The sequence below is a fragment of the Paraburkholderia sp. JPY465 genome (assembly GCF_050436725.1).
Classification (GTDB): Bacteria; Pseudomonadota; Gammaproteobacteria; order Burkholderiales; family Burkholderiaceae; genus Paraburkholderia; species Paraburkholderia youngii.
In genome coordinates this window covers 3,626,141-3,645,661 of record NZ_JBNDMT010000003.1, presented here as the reverse complement: position 1 = coordinate 3,645,661, position 19,521 = coordinate 3,626,141, and the positions used below count along the sequence as shown (strand labels likewise).

Genomic DNA, 19,521 nt, shown 5'->3' with positions numbered 1-19,521 from the left:
GGCGGCCTCAGCCGGTCACAAGACGATGCGCGCGCCGAACCGTCCGCTGGCGGCGCCTCCGCGTACGACGGCCTCCTCGGTGCGACCCATTTCAGGTAAAATAACGGCCCACGCGCGCAGCAAAAGCCGGTCTGTGCTCTTCCCCCGGCCGCGTATCCCGCCCAGCATGGCGCGGCATACCCCGCATGCTGCGCCACCGGGCCCGGCGCCCGCTTCTCCCCCGCTCACTCCGAAGGATCCGCCCATGACAGGCTTCGATCGCCAGACGATCTCCGACACCACCGCCAAAATGCTGCTCGAAGTGCAAGCAGTGCATTTCAACGCGGAGAAACCGTATATTTTCACGTCCGGCTGGGCGAGCCCGGTGTATATCGACTGCCGCAAGCTGATCTCGTATCCGCGCGTGCGCCGCGGCCTGATGGAAATGGCCGAAGCGACGATCCTGCGCGACGTCGGCTATGAGCAGATCGACGCGGTCGCCGGCGGCGAAACCGCGGGTATCCCGTTCGCGGCATGGCTGTCCGACCGCCTGATGGTGCCAATGCAGTACGTGCGCAAGAAGCCGAAGGGTTTCGGCCGCAACGCGCAGATCGAAGGTCTGCTGACCGAAGGCCAGCGCGTGCTGCTCGTCGAAGACTTGACGACCGACAGCCGCAGCAAGATCAACTTCATCAACGCGCTGCGCACCGCCGGCGCGACGGTGAACCACTGCTTCGTGCTGTTCCACTACAACATCTTCAAGGAAAGCGTGTCGGTGCTGAAAGACATCGACGTCGATCTGCACGCGCTCGCCACGTGGTGGGACGTGCTGCGCGTCGCGAAGCAAAACAACTACTTCGACACGAAGACGATCGACGAAGTGGAGAAATTCCTGCACGCGCCGGCCGAATGGTCCGCGGCGCATGGCGGTGCGACGTCTGCGCCGCAATAAAGCCATCGTGGTAAAGCAGTGACAATAAAAACGTAGCCGCTTTATGCGAATTGAATAAAAAGCCGCCTGTTGCAAAACAGGCGGCTTTTTTTATCGCCGATTGTTTATTGCCGCTTGCCGTTCGCGGATTACGCGGCGGACAAAACGAGGCGCGATATCAGGACTCGTTCGTGATGCTCCTGATCGAGTTCGACGACAGATTCAGCAAACCATTGCTCTGTGCATACTGAAACAGTTGGGAGTCGCGATCGATTCCGAGCTTGCGCATGGCCGCATTTTTCTGCGTGCTGATGGTCTTGATGCTGCGATTCAAACGCTCCGAAATTTCCTTGATCGTCATACCCGATACGAACAGCCGCACGACTTCGAGTTCGCGCCGCGACAGCTTCGAGTCGTCGCGCTTGCCGGCCGAATTGACCCGCAACCCTTCGAGCACCGCCTTCACCGACGGACTCATATAAGTCATGCGACGGCCGACGTGCTGTACCGCAAGCGCAATATGGCTCAGATCGTCCGACTTGTTCACGACCGACGTCACGCCCAGCTCCTTGAGCCGTTTCAGCAAGGCGGCGTTCTCGAGCATGGTGAGCACGACGATCGGTAGGTTCCGGAAATTGCGGCGCAAATAGTCGATCAGTTGCAAGCCATCGCCGTACTGGCCGCCCGGCATGGCCAGGTCGGTGACGAGCACGTCGCATTCGGTGGATTGCAACAATTTGATGAGTTCAGTCGACTGTCTTGCGCGCCCAACGACTTGCATACCGGGAAATTTGTGAAGCGCATTTTCGGCACCAAACAGAATAACCGGATGATCGTCTGCCACCACGACCCTGAGTGAAACTTGCATCGTCCTCCTCTGGACGGATAAACCGGTCTCCACAACTCCTAACACTTCTTTCGACGCTCGCTATTTAAACGAGACAAATACAGCCAGGGTCGCACGATAATCCTCTTACTATAGCTGATTTCCTATCTGCTAATTCCGCGGGACGCGAACAGATTGCGTCGCAGAGCTAATCAGCGCTGGTGTTAGACTTTATTCGACCTTGGGGCACAATTCAGGACAACGACCATCGCGAGGACCCGCGCCTCGCGCCCTGACAGGAGAACCGGCATATGCGCGTGCGTTGCCTGGTTGTTTCGTTGGCTTCATCGTGGCGGCATCGATCGCTCGCCGTCGGCGCGATGCTTGCACTATTGGCGGCGCATGGTGCCGGTGCCCGGGCCGACGAGCCGTTCACGCTGACGAGCGCGAGCGTGCGCGCGGGCGGCGCCGTGCAGAATGCGCAGGTGTTCGACCAGAACGACTGCAAGGGCGGCAACCGTTCACCGCAGCTCTCATGGCGCGCCGCACCAGCCGGCACGCGCGGCTTCGCGATCACGATGTTCGACGAGGACGCGCCGGGACGCGGCTGGTGGCACTGGGCGGTCGCGGGCATCCCTGCCACGGTCGACAGCCTGCCCGAGAATGCCAGTTCGTCCGGTTTCCTGCGCAAGCTCGGCGCGGTCGAAGCGCGCAACGACTTCGATACCGACGGCTATGGCGGCCCGTGCCCGCCGCCCGGCAAACCGCATCGCTATATCATCACCGTGTACGCGCTGAACTCTGCCGATCTGCGTCTCGCGCAAGGGCGTCCCGCGTTGATGTTCGATCACGAGATCGGCACGGCCGCGATCGGCAGCGCGAAGCTGGTGGTCAATTACGCGCGCTAGTGGCGGTCAGCGCGGCCGTCATGGCGCGCCACCCCGCCGCCTCGCGTTTCGTCTCCGATCACCTGCGGGTCGCCTTGCTGGAGCAGTCCATGTCGAAGATCGTCATCGTTTATCACAGCGGCTACGGCCATACGAAGAAGGTTGCCGAAGCCGTCCTCGCGGGCGCACTCGAAGCCGGTGCGCATGCGAAGTTGATGCCGGTCGGCGACCTCGACGACGCCTCGTGGGACGAGCTCGCCGCCGCCGACGCGCTGATCTTCGGCGCGCCGACCTACATGGGCGGCCCGTCTGCCGACTTCAAGAAGTTCGCCGATGCGAGCTCGAAGCCGTGGTTCGCGCAGGCGTGGAAAGACAAGATCGCGGCCGGCTTCACGAACTCGGCGACGATGAACGGCGACAAGTTCTCGACGATCCAGTACTTCGTCACGCTGGCGATGCAGCACAGCATGATCTGGGCGGGCACCGGCATGATGCCGTCGAACACGAAGGCCGCGACGCGCAACGATCTGAACTTCGTCGGCGGCTTTACCGGCCTGCTCACGCAATCTGCGGCCGATGCGTCGCCCGACGAAGCGCCGCCGCCGGGCGATCTCGAAACCGCACGCCTGTTCGGCGCGCGCATCGCCGGCGTCACTGCGCGCTGGAACGCGGCGCGCGGCTGATGGCTGCATGCACTGAAGGGCGCCCAAACGGCGTCGCGCCGCATCGATGGTGCATCTTCGGTCATCAGTCAGCATTTGCCGCACAGCGGGTCACGCCGATGTCACGTTGCGCGCGCATCGTCGTTTTTTCGCGCTGCACCGCACTGGCCCGGCGATGACGTCTTAAAATAACGTTCCGGCGCGGCGTCGCGCCCCGTTTCCAGCGAGTGAGATTGAGATGAGCACGAAAGTTTTTGTCGACGGACAGGAAGGCACCACCGGCCTGAAGATTTTTGAATACCTGTCGCAGCGCGCCGACGTCGAAATCGTGCGTATCGAAGAAGCGAAGCGCAAGGATCTGGACGAACGCCGTCGTCTCATCAACGCATCGGACGTCACGTTCCTGTGTCTGCCCGACGTCGCCTCGCGCGAATCCGCTTCGCTCGTCGAGAACGACCGCACGGTGCTGATCGACGCGAGCACCGCGTTCCGCACGTCGCCCGACTGGGCGTACGGCCTGCCTGAGCTGGCCCGTTCGCAGCGCGAGCGGCTGCGCACCGCCAAACGCATCGCCGTGCCGGGCTGCCACGCCTCGGCATTTGTGCTCGCAATGCGTCCGCTCGTCGCAGGCGGCGTAGTCGCGCCCGAGTTCGCCGCGCACGCGTACTCGATCACCGGCTATAGCGGCGGCGGCAAGAAGATGATTGCCGACTACGAAGCCGGCGGCAACGACAGGCTAAAGAGCCCGCGCCCGTACGCGCTCGGCCTCACGCACAAGCATCTGCCGGAAATGGCCGCGCATACGGGCCTGAAGTCGGCGCCGATCTTCACGCCGATCGTCGGCGACTTCTACAAGGGCCTCGCGGTCACCACGTACTTCTCGCCGGGTCAGCTCGCGAAGAAGACGACGCCGCAGGACCTGCAGGCTCTGTTCGCCGAGTACTACGCAGGCGAAGCATTCGTGCACGTCGCACCGTTCGACGCCGATGCGAACCTCGACAACGGCTTCTTCGATGTGCAGGCGAACAACGACACCAATCGTGTCGACCTGTTCGTGTTCGGCGATGAGGAGCGCTTCGTGACCGTCGCGCGTCTGGACAATCTCGGCAAGGGAGCGTCGGGTGCGGCGATCCAGTGCATGAATCTCGCGATCGGCGCGGCCGAAGACAGCGGTTTGACACGCTAAGCGAGTCGGCTCGCGGGCCTCACCGCGAGCTACGAAAACGAAAAAGCCGGTCTTTACAGACCGGCTTTTTTCGTTTCAATACCGCGAACCCGATCACTTCCTACGTGGCCGTGTCGTATAAGTTCTGAGCTTGGTTTTCCACGTTCGCGGCCGCGCTTTGCGCACATGCGGCGAATTCCGGGCAAAAAAAAAGCCCGCCTAGGTTGGCGGGCTGAATCCATATCAGAGGAGACATGGAGGAGACAAGACGTACTATAGCAAACCGCTTGGTGCGTTGCAACATGCAAATTAGGGTTGACCCTCGATGTTGCAAACATACAACAGCCACATTAATACGCTTGCGTTTCTCCTTGTCTGCCAGGAGGCGCGGTGCTTAGTGCCGCACCAGCGCCATCATCGCGCCGAAACCGACGAACACACCGCCCGTCAGCCGGTTGAACATCCTTGCGACGCTGCGGCTTTTCAGCTTCGCGCCGATGCGCGTGCCGAAACCCGCGTACACCAGATACCAGCTGACCTCGATCAACGCGAACGTCGCGAGCAGCACGCCGAACTGCGGCAACTTCGGCTCGGTGGCATCGATGAATTGCGGCAGCAGCGCGGCCGCGAACAGAATCGCCTTCGGATTGCTGCTCGCGACCAGAAAGCCGTTGCGAAACAGCGCGAAGCGCGAGCGCGCTGGCCTGAGCGCCAGGTCGTCGACGGTTTGCGCGGCGGCTTCGTCGGCTGGCGCACGCCATGCCTTGATGCCCAGATACACGAGGTAGGCCGCGCCGATCATGCGCAGTGCGTTGAACATGGTCGGCCATGCCGCCAGAAACACGCCGAGTCCCGCCGCCGATACCGCCAGCATCAGCACCAGCGCCGACAGACAGCCGGCCATTGTCGCGCTCGCGCGGCGCAGACCGTGCTGGGCGCCGTGCGTCATCACGAGCAGCATGTTGGGACCGGGAATCGCGGAAACGACGAAAACGGTGGCGACGAACAGCCACCAGGTATGCAGAGTCATCGAAATCGGATGTGAGGGGATCGGGCGGCCATTATGCCTTGCCGCCCAGCGTGACTTCATGCGCTCACATTAAGGCGATCGCTCGCGTGCGGCGATCGAAGCCTTTCGTCAACGGCCGGCGCGCCGCGCGGCCACCTGGCCCAGTACCGCGAAATCCTTCTCGCCGTCGCCGTGCGCGATCGCTTCGATCAGGCTGTCGCGTACCACGCTCGCGACCGGCATCGGCGTCGTCACCGCATCGGCGGCGGCGAGCGCGAGGCGCACGTCCTTGAGTCCCAGACGCGCCTTGAACAGCGCCGGTTCGAAGCGTTGCTCGGCGATCAGCTTGCCGTAGCCCGAATACACCGGTCCCGGGAACAGGCCGCTCGTGATCACGTCGAGGAAGTCGTGCATCCCGACGCCGTGGCCCGTCACGAGCGCGGCCGCTTCGCCGAGCGACTCGATCGCCGCACCGAGCATGAAGTTCGCGGCCAGTTTCATCACATTCGCCTGCTGCGGCAGCGAGCCGATGCGCCAGGTCTTCTGGCCGAGCACGTCGAAAATCGGCTGGATCCGGTCGATCGATTCGGCCGGCCCGCCCGCGACGATCGTCAGCTTGCCCGCGGCCGCGACGTCGGGCCGACCGAGCACCGGCGCGGCCACATAGTGCACGCCGCGCGACGCGTGCGCGGTCGCCAGTTCCTCGGCGAGCGCGACGGAAATCGTCGCCATGTTCGCGTGGATCAGCCCGCGCGGTGCATGTTCGAGCAGCGACGCGGTGATGACTTCGCGCAGCGCGGCATCGTCGGCGAGCATCGAGAACACGGCGTCACCCGCAAACGCTTCAGCCGGCGTGGCGACCACTTGCGCGCCCAGCGCGGCCAGCGGCTGAGCCTTTTCCGGCGAGCGGTTCCACACGCGCACCTGGTGCCCGGCTTTCAGAATGTTTGCAACCATCGCGGCGCCCATCTCGCCGAGACCGATAAAACCAATGTCCATCTATCGCTCCGTCTGCTAAAGAACCCGAAGTAAAGCACACTCATGCGACACGCGCAGGACAACACGCAGCCCGGGCGGTGCGATACTGCAGGCATGGTCACCGCGACATTCCGCTTCTACGAGGAGCTGAACGACTTCATCGCACGGCCGCTGCGCCGGCGCGCGTTCACCTGCGTGTGCGCGCGCGACGCGACGACCAAGCACATGATCGAAGTGCTCGGTGTGCCGCATACCGAGGTCGAACTGATCCTCGTGAACGGCGAGTCGGTCGGTTTCGATTATCCGCTCGCCGACGGCGACCGCGTCGCGGTCTATCCAAAGTTCGAGGCGCTCGACATCCAGCCGCTGCTGCGTGTGCGCGAGCGTCCGTTGCGCGTGATGCGCTTCATCGCCGACGCGCATCTCGGCGGCCTCGCGCCACTGTTGCGGCTGGCGGGCTTCGATACGCTGTACGACAACCACTTTCCCGACGCCGATATCGAGGCGCTCGCCGCCGCGCAACAGCGCATCGTGCTGACGCGCGACCGCGAGCTGCTCAAGCGCCGCAACATCACCCACGGCTGCTATGTGCGCGCGCTGCGGCCGCGCGAGCAGTTGCGCGAAGTGTTCGAGCGGCTCGATCTCGCGCGCAGCGCGCAACCGTTCCGGCTATGCCTGGTATGCAACGCGCCACTGCGGCGCATCGGGCGCGAGGAAGCCGGCCCGCGTGTGCCGCACGGCGTGCTGCAGCGGCACAGCCGCTTCGTCACCTGCGATGTATGCGGACGCGTGTTCTGGGAAGGCACGCATTGGCAGAGGATGCGCGCATTGATGGACAGCGTCTCCGCCAGCGCGCCGGAGCGGGTCGGCTGAGCCCGCGCGCTTGCGTACAATGCGGGTTGATCTATTTGGCAGAGGCCTTTCCGATGGCGATGAAAAAAACCGACCTTGAAAAGAACAAGGCGCTGAAACTGGGCAACGCGATGAAGCAGGCGGCCGCGAACCGCGGCGGCAAGAATGTCGCGACCGAGCCGAAAGCCGACCGGCGCGAGCAGCGCAAGCTCGATCAGGCGCAAGGCCTCGTCCCGTTTGCGTGCAAGCTCAATAGCGGGCTGGTGGAAGAGTTGAAAACGCGCGCCGCCACGCATCCGGACGGCCTGAACGGGCTGCTCGATGAAGTGATCCGCCGCGGGCTCGCGGGCTGATCGTCCCGCGCGCGATATTCGCCGCAAAAGCAAAAAGGCCAGAGCGCGAGCTCTGGCCTTTTTGCTAGCAACGCATCTGCCTTCGCCGGCCACACCGACCGGCAAGCGGCCCGGTGCAGCGGCATGGCACGCCCGACGAACGGGCGTCGGCTTAGTTCTGCGTGCCCTTGTCGTTCGTGCCGGCGGCCGAAGCTGCAGCGGAAACGTGTGCCTTCTTGCCGTGGGTCTTCAGTTGCTTGATGTGATGCTTCTTCGGTGCGCTTGCTGCTTCCGTAGCGGCGGCATCCGATGCCTGTGCGAAAGCCTGAACGGAAACGAGTGCGATCGAAGCGGCTGCGAGCGAGACGATAACTTTTTTCATGTGTTGATCCCCAAACCAGACGACTTAGTCAATGTGAATGAATACAACAGCTGCACGGTAGAGCGGGCCGGACTTCGAGGCGCCTTGCGCTCCCCGCGGGAGAGTATTACCCAAGCGTAGGCGGTTTGTCATGCGCAAAACTCGATATGTATTTTCCGGGAGACAGCCTGCTTTCAGCGTGCTTTCACGACCTGCAAGTTGCGCCAGGGACACTACCATCTCCCCGTGAAGCCGCCCGCCGCGCGCCTCACCGACCGCTTCGCCGCGCTCAAACCAGGTTCCGCAGCAGGCTCGCGGTCTCCTGCAGCGCCGGCAAAACACGGTGCAGCGCGGCGTTCGCGGACTCCTCGCCGATCGGCATGCTGACGCTGATCGCCGCGACCACCGTACCGTGCCGGTCGCGCAACGGCACCGCGACGCCGCGCACGCCGAGCTCGAGTTGCTGGTCGGTGACCACGTAGCCGTTGCGGCGGATTTCGCCGAGCACTTCCCTGAGCCGGTCGACCGTCGAATAGGTGTACGGCGTAAAAACCTTGATCGGATACGACGCGAGCCACGGGTCGATGCTGTCGGGCGGCTGAAACGCGAGCAGCACGAGCCCCGCCGACGATAATGGCGCCGGCGCGCGCGAGCCGGTCACGAAGCCGACCGCCATCGCCCGATTCACGCCGTTGCGCGCGACGTAGACGACATCGTGTTCGTCGAGGATCGCGACCAGCGCGGTTTCCTGCACGGTTGCGGTGATCCGCTGCAGGAACGGCTGCACCGTGCGCGGCAGCCGCGCCGAATCGAGGTAGGACTGGCCGAGCCGCAGCACGCGCGGCGCGAGCCAGAACAGCTTGCCGTCGGTGTCGACGTAGCCGAGCTCGCGCAGCGTCAGCAGATAGCGGCGTGCGGCCGTCCGCGAAAGGCCGGCGCGCGCGGCAACCATCGTCGGCGTCATGCGCGCGTGCTCTTCGTCGAATGCTTCGATGATCGCGAGCGCCTTCGCGGCGCCCGCGATCCAGTCCCTGTCGTCCATTTCGTTTGCTCGTGGAAAGAGCCGGGATCACGGTCCGGTTTGCAAGTCGCCTGATCAGGGCGGTCCGCACGACGGCGACCGCGCGGCCGTTGCGCGATTATCGCGCGGCTCGCGGGCTTTGCCTGCCCTGCGCGCGAGTCCCGCGTATCATGTGAGCGATTCCTTACGGGCTGCGCACCGCGTGAAGCGCCCTTGCGGCTTTCCAGCCGGATCCACACGACAAATCAGAACCAACCTTGAATCCCGACAGCCGACAACACCTGCGCGCGAACGTGCTGATGCTGATCGCCGCGATGATCTGGGGCTCCGCGTTCGTCGCACAGCGACTGAGCCTCGATACGATCGGCCCATTCCTGTTCACCGGCCTGCGCTTTCTGCTCGGGGCGCTCGTCGTGCTGACGATGATCGTCTGCGTGCGCCGCCCGGCGCTCGCCGAACTGACGAAGCGCGCGCCCGGCGGTGCACGCGAACTGCTTGGCGCGGGCGGACTGCTCGGTGTCGTGCTGGCCGAGTCAATCTCGCTGCAGCAGATCGGCCTGCAGTACACGAAGATCGCGAACGCGGGCTTCATCAGTTCGCTGTATGTGGTGATCGTGCCGCTGCTCGGCGTGCTGTTTCGCCACCGGACCGGCCTCGGTACATGGCTTGGCGCGTTGCTCGCGGCCGTTGGCATGTACTTTCTGAGCGTCGACGAGCACTTCTCGATGCTGTATGGCGACTGGTATCAGCTCGCCGGGGCGCTGGTGATTTCCGCGCAGATGATGCTGGTCGGCCGCTTCGCGGCGCGCCACGACACGCTGATGCTCGCACTCGTGCAGTTCGTGACCTGTGGGCTCGTATGTCTGTCGATCGGCCTCGTCGTCGAGCCCGTTAGCGCCGCGGTAATTGTGCGAGCCGCGCCGACCATCGTTTACGGCGGTGCGTTATCGGTCGGCGTCGCGTATACGATCCAGGTGGTTGCGCAGCGCTATGCGGCGCCTTCGCATGCGGCGGTGATTTTCAGCATGGAAGGCGTATTCGCGGCGTTCGCGGGCTGGCTCGTGCTCGGCGAAACGCTGACGGCTCGCGCATTGTTCGGCTGTGCGTTGATGCTCGCGGGATTGATCGTGTGTCAGATGCTGCCGGGCTGGAAACGCGCCCGGCAGCGTGCTCCGCAGGGGTTGTGATTGACAGCGGTTAAAACCATTCGACGCCGACGCTCGGTGCGCGATCCGCACCGGCAGGCGTCCTTCCCATTCGCCTAACTATGCTGCGCGTGGATGAGCGAATTGGCTCGGCGTATCGGCGGTCGGCGGAAACACGCACCAGCAGCCATCGTCGTGCCGAAAGAAGAACAAACCTCGCGCGCCCTCTTCCGATGAAGTTTCCACCCGCACATAACGCCGCCCGCCGGTGCGCGTGCGGCTGAACTCGGTCACGTGAACCGGCTCGGCCGGCGATGGCGAAAGCCACTTGTCGACCAGAAACCGCAACGACTGTTCGCTCGCGGTTCTCATGATCTGCTCCGGAACAGCTTGTCGCGCTGCGCATCGCGCGTGGACTCGGGACTGTCGTCGTCGCGAGTGGTGTCGCCGTTCTCGGCAGCCTCGGCGGCTGCCAGCGCCATCACCCGATTGGTCGAGGCCGCCCGCAACGATCTGCAATGGGCCGCATGTCGAAGGTCCGACAGAAGACGGACTAGCTGTCGTGCTGATCTGCGTTTCATACATCCCCCGCACTGCACCAGAAACCTCACAAAACACTTTAACTCTATGCCGGATTGTTCGCTGGGCAAATGGTTTTGACGAAATAGCAACAGTTGCGCTTGCAATAAGAAGGCGCGCAATCTTCGTACCGCGTCATCAATGTGCGCGTTCGATGGGCGAAATTCTGTGCGTTGGCGAGCGCTTCGCATCACGCGAAGCGAAGGTGCCCAGCAACGGAAGGCGTGCTTCGGAGGCGATGGTTATCCACAGCGACCTCTGAATAACTTCGGGATAGCGCGAGGAACAGCCTGTGCGCGAAATCTTGATAAAGGTGGGGGTCGGTTAACGGGTGTTCGAACTTATCCCAGTTATGTAGTTTTTCTACCGAGGTGTTCCGCAGGGTTATCGGCTTCGCATGATGTTGAAGCGGCGCGACATTTGCCACTTATCCACAGAATCGGTTAACCCTTGTTAACTACTACTACGTATGTATACGTATCAAGTAAACACCATAAGGTGAATCTGACCGCGCGCATGAGTAAAAGGCTGATCGGGACTTGATCAGCCTTGATGCGAAAGTCGCTGCGCTGCCTTCACGGCACCAGAGGCGCCGTGCCGCTCGCGGGTTCGATCGCCGCGGCTTGGCCGATCGGGCCGGATGGATGGACCGGAGAAGAGGGCGACGGCGTTGTTAACGGAACCGGTGCGGGCGCGGTTAACTGCACGGGGGCGGGCGCTGGTTGGACCGCTTGAGCGGTAGTTGGCGACAACACCTGAACCGGCACGGCCGGCGTCGCCTGAACGGCAGCGGGAGCCGCCGCCGGTACCGGCTCGGGGACCGGGTCAGGAATCGTCAGCTGGAGCGGCGTGGTTACCTGCATCGGCAGCGTGCGTGTTTCGATCGAGCTGCTCGCCACCGGCTGCGTACGCACGACGGTTTGCAAGTAATGATCGACGAGGCTGAAAAAACGGTCGTAGAACTTGCCCGACGGGATCGTTTCGCTCGAGATCTTCACCATCGCGTCGCTATTCGAGCGAATCGGCAGCGACAGCGAACCGAGCACGCTGAGCCCGACGCTCGCCGACGTATCGCTCTTCTTCAACGCGAAGCCGTTCTGCACCGCGTTCACATAAACGATGCTGGTATTGGCCGCCTCTTCGCCCGGTGTGCAGACGACGTGAAATTCGACAACCACGTGCGAATCGCCGGTCGGCTGAAAATTCTTCGTGCCATCCACGGTATCGGGGCGCGACATCGTCGTCAGATAGCCTTGGCTCAGCAGTGCGCGGCGCGCGGCTTCGCAGCTATCGCCGGTGCTCGAATTGAAATTGCGCGCGTACGGGCTTGCGCCGGTTTCGAACAGTTCCTGCGTAAATTTGGGTTGCGGCGTGCTGCTGCTGCATGCCGTGAGCGCGAGCAGCCCGAACAGGGCCGCGGCGGTGGTGCGGGAGAAGGGGGTCTGCATGATCAGGTGCAAGAAGCGCCTCGTGAGCGCGAATGGGAATGCATTGTAGAGCGGGTAGCGCCACGTGCGTAAAAAGCGTGCAAGCCGGAGCCCGAACCACATTACGTCATGTAACACAGCACATCAATTGGATGCACGAAGCCCGGCCTTCGCAGCGCATACGGGCTAGAACGGGAGTAGAAACCGCGCGGGCGCGCCTAGTTGGATGTCGTGCGCGTCGAGCCCGCTGTCGCGGCCGAAGTCGACCCAGAGGCCGCAGTGGCCCCGCTCGCGGCAGGCGCCACAGGTGCAGTGAGCGCCGCAGGTACGCTGAACGCGTCGGCCCACGGGTTCGCACCGGCGCAACGATCCGCCTCGCACGACGCGGCCCGCCCAGCGGCTCCTGATACGCCGTCCGCGGGCGTCGCAACCGCCGCGAAATCCTCGACGCGCAGATTCACCTTCTGCGCATAGGCCTTCGAACCGCCATAGCTCTTCAGCGCGGTATTCAGATCGCCGTTCGCCGAGCGCATGTAGCCGTACAGGATCGCCGAACCGGCTTCGATATTCGCCCCCGGTTCGGTCAGGTCCTTCACGTTGCGCAACAGCCCGCGGTGAGCCTGCGGTACGACCTGCATCAGCCCCGTCGCGCCATTGGCGCCGCGGGCCTTTTCCTTGAAGCGGGATTCGATCGAGATGATGGCGAGCAGCAGCGCCGGAGGGAGGGAGTATTTGTTGGCGGCTGATTGCACCGCGTCGGAGATCTTTTGAGCTTTTTCTTTGCCCACACCGAATTTCTGCGTCAGGTACGCCGATATTCGGTCAGTGTTTTCGTCGGCCGCCGCGGTTTGCGCGAGGCCGAGCGAAAGCACGATCAGGCAAAGTAATCGGCTCATGGTGGACGTCGGAGAGCAAAGATCCGCGCATTATAGCCCCGCTGTACCGTGCGGCACCATTTTTGTCTTTTAAATCAAGGGTGACCATAACTCTTCGCATTTTTCGATCCGCTTCTCTGGCCGCTTTGGCCTTCAGGTCGAAACCGTCCGTCAGCGTCTGGAGGAAAGGCGGCGACGTCGTCGCTATCACGCTCGGAACAGACCGGACGCTCGCCTGCTTTGCGCGTGGGCGGTTCGTCAGTCGTGTCGACGTTCACGCGCAGTGCGACCGGCGGATCGTTCGACTTGTCGACTTTGCCGTGCGCATCCTTCGGATATCACGTGTCCGGGTTCGTATCGCGTTGCACGTAGAAACACAGCGACACCGACGCCCAGCAGCTTTTTGCCTCGCAACTCTTGTGCAGTTAGTTGCACTTTTCCGTCCCGGTAGTAATCGAACCTGCTGATCGCGCGGCGAGGGGGCTCGCTCGCTTCATCATTCGCGCGGATTTGAGACAATGCACGTCGGCCGTGCGCATCGTTGCGCACCGCTTCGATGAACAACCGATGTTTTCAGCTATGAGCAAGACCGCGTTTATTCCCAGCGTCCCGGGCACATCGGAGGACGACTTCGAGATTTCGGCGAGCGCGAAGATGGCTGGCTACCGGCGCTTCTTCGGCGTGTTGAAGGTCGTGCGCACGACCGACGGCCGCGTGCTGTTTCCGTTCGACGGCGCGCCCGAACTGGGTCCGCATCCGAGCCGCGTCGAAGCGCTCGCGGCAGCGCAGGTGTATGGCGAGCACATCGTCGCGAGCGATCTGGCGCGGCCGGAGTTGTAGGCCGATACGCCCTCGAACCGGGCCCATTCCAACGAACCGGAGATCTCCGTCAGCGCGCTCGCATCCGGCGCGCAGCCCCGGCCCCCGAACGCGCCGCGAGCACACCACCGATCACGCCGCCGATATGGCTCTGCCACGACACATCGGGATAGATCGGCAGCACACCGAACAGCAGACTCAGGCCGTAGCTGCCGACCACGACCAGAGCCACGAGGATCGACACCAGATTGCGCGTGTAGTACCCGCGTGCGACCAGGTAACCCGCATAGCCGAACACCAGCCCACTCGCGCCGATATGCACCGAATACGGCGCGCCGAACAGCCACGCGCAAAGACCGGCGCCGAGCATCGCGCCGATGGTTGCGCGCCAGAAGCCGCCGATGTGCGGCCACATACACAGCCAGCCCAGCACGACGAGCCCGCTCGTGTTGGCCGCGATATGCCCGACGCTCGCATGCAGCCACGGCGCGAACAGGATCCCTTGCAAGCCGCCGAGCGTACTCGGCACGACACCGAGTTCGTCCAGATGCAGGAACGGCAACGCAACCGACAGAAAGAACGCGGCCCACATCGAACCGACGAACAGCGCGATCAGTACGACCCGGGACTTGAGCTTCTCGGTGAGCGTGTTGGGAGATGAGGTCTTCATGGTGACGTGGCCACGGGATGTCGACAGAGGGTAGTCGAGCTGGCGTCGTCACGCCGAGGCATCGTGGGACGACAGATGCCGATTGGAGCGGTGGATGTTTCGTCAGCCACACCGTTTGGCGGTGCGGCTGATTTGGCGCGAACCGACGGCCTGGTTCGTCGCAGCCGTCGTTTGCTACGTCTTCTCCTGCTTCGTCGTCACTCCACCGTCACCGATTTCGCCAGGTTGCGCGGCTTATCCACATCCGTGCCACGCGCACATGCGGTGTGATACGCGAGCAACTGCAGCGGCACCACGTGCAGGATCGGCGACAGCAAGCCATAGTGCTCTGGCATCCGGATCACATGCAGCCCTTCGCCGTTGACGATCTTCGTGTCCGCATCGGCGAACACATACAGCTCGCCGCCGCGCGCGCGCACTTCCTGGATGTTCGACTTCAGCTTTTCGAGTAGCGCATCGTTCGGCGCAACCGTCACCACCGGCATCGCTTCGGTCACGAGCGCCAACGGCCCGTGCTTGAGCTCGCCAGCCGGATACGCCTCGGCGTGGATATACGAAATCTCCTTGAGCTTCAGCGCGCCTTCGAGCGCGATCGGATAGTGCATGCCGCGTCCGAGGAACAGTGCGTGTTCCTTGCGCGAAAACTCCTCCGCCCACGCGATGATCTGCGGCTCCAGCGCGAGCACGCTGTTGAGCGCGGCCGGCAGGTGGCGCAACTGCTTCAGATAGCTCGCTTCCTGCTCGTCATTCAAACGTCCGCGCAGCTTCGCGAGCGTTGCCGCCAGCGTGAACAGCGCGACCAGCTGCGTCGTGAATGCCTTGGTCGACGCTACGCCGATCTCGCGGCCCGCATGCGTGAGGAACGACAACTCGGTCTGACGCACCATCGCGCTCGTGCCGACGTTGCAGATCGCAAGCGTGTGGTTGTGGCCGAGTTCCTGCGCGTGCTTGAGCGCCGCGAGCGTGTCGGCGGTTTCGCCCGACTGCGAGATCACCACCACCAGCGACTTCGGATTCGGCACCGACTCGCGATAGCGATACTCGCTCGCGATCTCGACCTGAGTCGGAATCTTCGCGACCGATTCGAGCCAGTATTTGGCGGTGAGTCCCGAGTAGTAGCTGGTGTGCCGCACGCGAGAATCAGCAGGCTGTCGATGTCCGCGAACACCTGGCGGGCGCCTTCGCCGAAGATCGACGCATCGAACGCGTCGGCTTGCGGAATCGTGTCGGTGATCGCGCGCGGCTGCTCGAAGATTTCCTTCTGCATGAAGTGGCGATACGGGCCGAGTTCGACCGCGCCGCCATAGGCCGCGACCTGACGCACCTCGCGTTGCGCGATCTCGCCCTGGCGATCGGCGATGCGCACGCCATCGAGCGACAGTTCGCAGACGTCGCCTTCCTCGAGGAAGATGAAGCGCTCGGTGCTGCCCGCGAGCGCGAGCGCGTCGGAGGCGAGGAAGTTTTCGCCGTCGCCGAGTCCGACCACGAGCGGCGAGCCCTGGCGGGCGCCGACGACCGTATGCGGCTGATCCCGGTGCAGCACCGCGATCGCATACGCGCCATGCAGTTGCGCGATCGCCTCGCGCACCGCGGCGAACAGGTCGCCGCGATACAGGCTATGGATCAGGTGAGCAATAACCTCGGTGTCGGTCTGCGAAACGAACTCGTAACCCTTGCCACGCAGCATTTCGCGCAGGGTCTCGTAGTTTTCGATGATGCCGTTGTGTACCAACGCCAGCGCATCGCGCGAGAAGATCGGGTGCGCGTTGTCGGTAACCGGTGCGCCATGCGTGGCCCAGCGGGTATGCGCGATGCCCGTCACGCCTTCGAGGTGACCTTCGCGCACCTGAGCGTCGAGGTCGGCGACGCGCGCGACGCTGCGTGCGCGGCTCGGCCCGCGAGCGCCGAGCACGGCGACGCCGCACGAATCGTAGCCGCGATATTCGAGACGTCGCAGTCCTTCGATCAGGACGGGAACGATATTACGTTGCGCAACCGCGCCGACAATGCCGCACATGGTGTATTCCTTTTCAGTGCCGAATTCAGTGAGCGCGCGTCGTGGGCGCGCCGTATCGATCAGCTTTTCTTTTTGACAGGGCGCACGTAGCCCGTCTTGCTCGTCTGGGTTTTATCGTTCAACACCAGCGCATTCGCGGCGACGTCTTTCCACACCGTGGTGCCGGCCGCGATCGTCGCGCCGCGCTGCACGCGCACCGGTGCGACCAGTTGCGTGTCCGAGCCGACGAACACGTCGTCCTCGATCACGGTGCGGAATTTGTTCGCGCCGTCGTAGTTGCAGGTGATCGTGCCCGCGCCGATATTCACGCGCGCGCCGACATCCGCGTCGCCGATGTAGGTGAGGTGGTTGGCTTTCGAGCCATGACCGAGCACCGCGTTCTTGATCTCGACGAAGTTCCCTACATGAGACTCGTCTTGCAGCGCCGCGCCTGTGCGCAAGCGCGCATACGGACCGACAACGGCCTTCGCGCCGACTTCCGCACCTTCGATGTGCGTGAACGCATCGACGCGCGTTCCCGCGCCGATACGCGCGTTGCGGATCACGCAGTTCGGCCCGATGCTGACGTTGTCAGCGAGCGACACGCTGCCTTCGAACACGCAGTTGACGTCGATCGATACGTCGCGGCCGCATTCGAGCGTGCCGCGTACGTCGACGCGCGCCGGATCGGCGAGCGTCACGCCCGCGACGAGCAGCGCGTCGGCGACATTGCGCTGATGAATCCGCTCGAGTTCGGCGAGCTGCTGCTTGCTATTGACGCCGAGCGTTTCCCACTCGTCGTCGGGCTGCGTGGTGACGACTTCGAGGCCGGCTTCGATCGCCATCTCGACCGCGTCGGTCAGATAGAACTCGCCTTGCGCGTTGTCGTTCTTGAGCGCCGCGAGCCAGCCGGCGAGGCGCGCGGTTGGCGCGACGATGATGCCGGTGTTGATTTCAGCGATCTTCAGCTGTTCGGGACTTGCGTCCTTCTGTTCGACGATGCGCTGCACGTTGCCATGCTGATCGCGCACGATGCGGCCATAGCCGGTCGGGTCGTCGAACGTGACGGTGAGTACGCCGTAGCCGTCCCGGCCGGCGCGCTCCGTCAGTGCGCGCAGCGTTTGCGCGCGCGTGAGCGGCACGTCGCCATAGAGCACCAGCGTGGGCAACGAAGGCTCGAGCAGCGGCAGCGCTTGCTGCACCGCGTGGCCGGTGCCAAGCTGTTGCTCCTGCACCGCGAACTGGATATCGGGCGCCGCGACGGCTTCGCGCACGGCTTCGGCGCCGTGGCCGATCACGACGATCAGGCGCGCGGGCTTCAGCGCGCGGGCGGTGTCGATGACATGAGCGAGGAGCGGCCGGCCGGCCAGAGGATGGAGCACCTTGGGAAGCGCGGACCGCATGCGCTTGCCGGTACCTGCCGCCAAAATGACGATGTTCATGGCGTCGGCAAATAGACGAGTTTGGAGCGGACGATTCTATCATGCTGCACCTGCAAAAAAGGCCGCAGAAGCGGCCTCGGCAGGACGTGCAGGCCAGCGGAAAACCGCCGGAATACCGCCAAAACAAGCAATTTTCGCTCTCTACAGGTCGTCGAACTGGACCAGCGGAATAGTCTTGGCGCCGGTGAGCGGCGCACCTTCGTCGCCGCTCGAGCAGGGTTCTTCGTCGAACGCGATGTCGCCTTGCGGGTCGGCCTCGCCGGTCGCACGCAGCCCCGCGAACGGAAACAGCTGGTGGTCCATCAGATGCGACGGCACCACGTTCGACAGCGCGTTGAACATGTTCTCGATGCGGCCGGGGAAACGCTTCTCCCAGTCGCGCACCAGCGCCTTCATTTCCGCGCGCTTCAGGTTTGGTTGGCTACCGCACAGATTGCACGGAATGATCGGAAATTCGCGCAGCTCCGCGTACTTCTCCAGATCGGTTTCCTTCACGTAGGCAAGCGGCCGGATCACGATGTTCTTGCCGTCGTCCGATTGCAGCTTGGGCGGCATGCCCTTCAGCTTGCCGCCGTAGAACAGGTTCAATAGCAGCGTCTGCAGGATGTCGTCGCGATGATGGCCGAGCGCGATCTTGGTCGCGCCGAGCTCGCCGGCGACGCGATACAGGATGCCGCGCCGCAGTCGCGAGCACAGCGAGCAGGTGGTCTTGCCCTCGGGCACGAGCCGCTTGACGATGCTGTAGGTGTCCTGGTTCTCGATGTGGAACGGGATGTCGAGCTGGGTCAGATACTCGGGCAGCACGTGCTCAGGGAAGCCCGGCTGCTTCTGGTCGAGGTTGACCGCGACGATGTCGAAATTGATCGGCGCGCGCTCGCGCAGCCGCATCAGGATATCGAGCATCGCGTAGCTATCTTTGCCGCCCGACAGGCACACCATCACCTTGTCGCCGTCCTCGATCATGTTGTAGTCGCCGATCGCCTGGCCGACCTGGCGCGCGAGGCGCTTGAACAGCTTGTTGTTCTCGTACGCCTCCTTCTGCTCGCGGCGCGTGAGCGGCAATTTCGGCGCACGCGCAGCGTTCGAGGCCGTGGCGGCCTCGGCGGCCTGCTTGCCTGCGTTCAGCATTTCCGGTGCATTCATCTCTCAGTCCTCCTTGATGCGGAAGACTTCGACGCCGACCGCGTCGCAGTCCGGATAAACATCCGGCTTCTCGGTCGACACGCGCGCGCCGCGCACCTGCGGATGTTCGAGCATCACGCGCACGAGGTCGTCGCACAGCGTTTCCTGCAGATGGATATGGCCTTGCGACACGCGCTTGGCGATCGTCGAGCGCATGAAGTCGTAGTCGACGACTTCGGTGAGCTTGTCGTGTACCGGCGTGGACATCGCGAGCGGCACGAACAGTTCGACGTTGATCACGACGCGCTGCTCGCCGCGCTTTTCGAAGTCGTGCACGCCGATATTGATGTGCACTTCGTAATTGCGCAGAAACAGCCGGCGGCAATCGGCGAGCCGGGGGTGCGAAAGAGCGGCAAACATGTTCGTTCCAGTCAAAAAAGCGT

20 protein-coding genes and 1 pseudogene are annotated in these 19,521 nt (G+C 63.5%); 8 read left to right on the top strand and 13 right to left on the bottom strand.

The genetic code is table 11. From position 1 onward, the window contains the following. Positions 1-244 precede the first annotated feature (244 nt). The gene (locus tag QFZ94_RS31470) at positions 245-931 is read left to right on the top strand and encodes an orotate phosphoribosyltransferase (RefSeq protein WP_013090785.1); all 687 of its coding nucleotides are present in this window, start codon (positions 245-247) and stop codon (positions 929-931) included. Between the two features lie 157 nt (positions 932-1,088). Here QFZ94_RS31470 and QFZ94_RS31465 read toward each other — a convergent pair whose 3' ends face one another. Beyond that, a complete protein-coding gene (locus QFZ94_RS31465; RefSeq protein WP_429461680.1) occupies positions 1,089-1,778 on the bottom strand; it encodes a response regulator in 690 nt (229 codons plus the stop codon). Positions 1,779-2,047: 269 nt separating this feature from the next. On the opposite strand from QFZ94_RS31465, the gene QFZ94_RS31460 reads away from it, so the two are divergent. The 3 genes from QFZ94_RS31460 (at position 2,048) to argC (ending at position 4,471) form a co-directional block, all read left to right on the top strand. Beyond that, complete coding sequence (locus tag QFZ94_RS31460; protein ID WP_368586384.1) at positions 2,048-2,644, top strand: YbhB/YbcL family Raf kinase inhibitor-like protein; 597 nt, start codon at positions 2,048-2,050, stop codon at positions 2,642-2,644. An 89-nt stretch (positions 2,645-2,733) separates the two neighbouring features. After that, positions 2,734-3,306: a flavodoxin family protein gene (locus tag QFZ94_RS31455; protein ID WP_410852567.1), complete on the top strand. Its 573-nt coding sequence runs from the start codon at positions 2,734-2,736 to the stop codon at positions 3,304-3,306. A gap of 217 nt (positions 3,307-3,523) precedes the next feature. Further along, positions 3,524-4,471: an N-acetyl-gamma-glutamyl-phosphate reductase gene (gene argC / locus QFZ94_RS31450; protein ID WP_429461677.1), complete on the top strand. Its 948-nt coding sequence runs from the start codon at positions 3,524-3,526 to the stop codon at positions 4,469-4,471. A 373-nt stretch (positions 4,472-4,844) separates the two neighbouring features. On the opposite strand, the gene QFZ94_RS31445 is transcribed toward argC, so the two are convergent. Both QFZ94_RS31445 and QFZ94_RS31440 read right to left on the bottom strand, forming a co-directional pair. Beyond that, on the bottom strand, positions 4,845-5,480 hold the full coding sequence (locus tag QFZ94_RS31445) for a LysE family translocator (protein WP_368586381.1): 636 nt from the start codon (positions 5,478-5,480) through the stop codon (positions 4,845-4,847). A gap of 108 nt (positions 5,481-5,588) precedes the next feature. Further along, positions 5,589-6,458, bottom strand: coding sequence for an NAD(P)-dependent oxidoreductase (locus tag QFZ94_RS31440; protein WP_368586380.1), 870 nt, complete (start codon positions 6,456-6,458; stop codon positions 5,589-5,591). A gap of 93 nt (positions 6,459-6,551) precedes the next feature. Between QFZ94_RS31440 and QFZ94_RS31435 the strand changes: the two genes are divergently transcribed. Both QFZ94_RS31435 and QFZ94_RS31430 read left to right on the top strand, forming a co-directional pair. Further along, on the top strand, positions 6,552-7,310 hold the full coding sequence (locus QFZ94_RS31435) for a Mut7-C RNAse domain-containing protein (RefSeq protein ID WP_368586379.1): 759 nt from the start codon (positions 6,552-6,554) through the stop codon (positions 7,308-7,310). 53 nt (positions 7,311-7,363) lie between these two features. Further along, a complete protein-coding gene (locus tag QFZ94_RS31430) occupies positions 7,364-7,642 on the top strand; it encodes a hypothetical protein (RefSeq protein ID WP_410852571.1) in 279 nt (92 codons plus the stop codon). Between the two features lie 151 nt (positions 7,643-7,793). Here the strand turns inward: QFZ94_RS31430 and QFZ94_RS31425 are convergent, their stop codons facing one another. Together QFZ94_RS31425 and QFZ94_RS31420 are read right to left on the bottom strand one after the other, a co-directional pair. Then, a complete protein-coding gene (locus QFZ94_RS31425) occupies positions 7,794-8,003 on the bottom strand; it encodes a hypothetical protein (protein WP_018432578.1) in 210 nt (69 codons plus the stop codon). A 268-nt stretch (positions 8,004-8,271) separates the two neighbouring features. Continuing rightward, the gene (locus tag QFZ94_RS31420) at positions 8,272-9,024 is read right to left on the bottom strand and encodes an IclR family transcriptional regulator domain-containing protein (protein ID WP_368586377.1); all 753 of its coding nucleotides are present in this window, start codon (positions 9,022-9,024) and stop codon (positions 8,272-8,274) included. 236 nt (positions 9,025-9,260) lie between these two features. Between QFZ94_RS31420 and QFZ94_RS31415 the strand changes: the two genes are divergently transcribed. Beyond that, a complete protein-coding gene (locus QFZ94_RS31415) occupies positions 9,261-10,190 on the top strand; it encodes a DMT family transporter (protein ID WP_429461674.1) in 930 nt (309 codons plus the stop codon). A 78-nt stretch (positions 10,191-10,268) separates the two neighbouring features. Here the strand turns inward: QFZ94_RS31415 and QFZ94_RS31410 are convergent, their stop codons facing one another. From QFZ94_RS31410 to QFZ94_RS31400, 3 genes are all read right to left on the bottom strand, one after another. Continuing rightward, positions 10,269-10,520, bottom strand: a complete 252-nt coding sequence (locus QFZ94_RS31410) for a hypothetical protein (RefSeq protein ID WP_368586375.1) — start codon at positions 10,518-10,520, stop codon at positions 10,269-10,271. Positions 10,521-11,302: 782 nt separating this feature from the next. Further along, complete coding sequence (locus QFZ94_RS31405; protein WP_429461671.1) at positions 11,303-12,175, bottom strand: DUF2242 domain-containing protein; 873 nt, start codon at positions 12,173-12,175, stop codon at positions 11,303-11,305. Between the two features lie 197 nt (positions 12,176-12,372). Beyond that, complete coding sequence (locus QFZ94_RS31400; protein WP_429461669.1) at positions 12,373-13,050, bottom strand: transglycosylase SLT domain-containing protein; 678 nt, start codon at positions 13,048-13,050, stop codon at positions 12,373-12,375. 558 nt (positions 13,051-13,608) lie between these two features. On the opposite strand from QFZ94_RS31400, the gene QFZ94_RS31395 reads away from it, so the two are divergent. After that, positions 13,609-13,869: a DUF6723 family protein gene (locus QFZ94_RS31395; protein WP_368586396.1), complete on the top strand. Its 261-nt coding sequence runs from the start codon at positions 13,609-13,611 to the stop codon at positions 13,867-13,869. 49 nt (positions 13,870-13,918) lie between these two features. On the opposite strand, the gene QFZ94_RS31390 is transcribed toward QFZ94_RS31395, so the two are convergent. The 5 genes and pseudogenes from QFZ94_RS31390 to QFZ94_RS31370 form a co-directional block, all read right to left on the bottom strand. Further along, positions 13,919-14,518: a rhomboid family intramembrane serine protease gene (locus tag QFZ94_RS31390; protein ID WP_429461667.1), complete on the bottom strand. Its 600-nt coding sequence runs from the start codon at positions 14,516-14,518 to the stop codon at positions 13,919-13,921. A gap of 197 nt (positions 14,519-14,715) precedes the next feature. Further along, a pseudogene (glmS, locus tag QFZ94_RS31385) lies at positions 14,716-16,535 on the bottom strand (glutamine--fructose-6-phosphate transaminase (isomerizing)). A 59-nt stretch (positions 16,536-16,594) separates the two neighbouring features. After that, a complete protein-coding gene (gene glmU, locus QFZ94_RS31380) occupies positions 16,595-17,956 on the bottom strand; it encodes a bifunctional UDP-N-acetylglucosamine diphosphorylase/glucosamine-1-phosphate N-acetyltransferase GlmU (protein ID WP_429461665.1) in 1,362 nt (453 codons plus the stop codon). A gap of 141 nt (positions 17,957-18,097) precedes the next feature. Beyond that, complete coding sequence (ttcA, locus tag QFZ94_RS31375) at positions 18,098-19,099, bottom strand: tRNA 2-thiocytidine(32) synthetase TtcA (RefSeq protein ID WP_429461663.1); 1,002 nt, start codon at positions 19,097-19,099, stop codon at positions 18,098-18,100. 3 nt (positions 19,100-19,102) lie between these two features. Further along, entirely contained in the window at positions 19,103-19,498 is a 396-nt protein-coding gene (locus QFZ94_RS31370; protein ID WP_013090805.1) for a dihydroneopterin aldolase, read from the bottom strand. Positions 19,499-19,521: the final 23 nt, after the last annotated feature.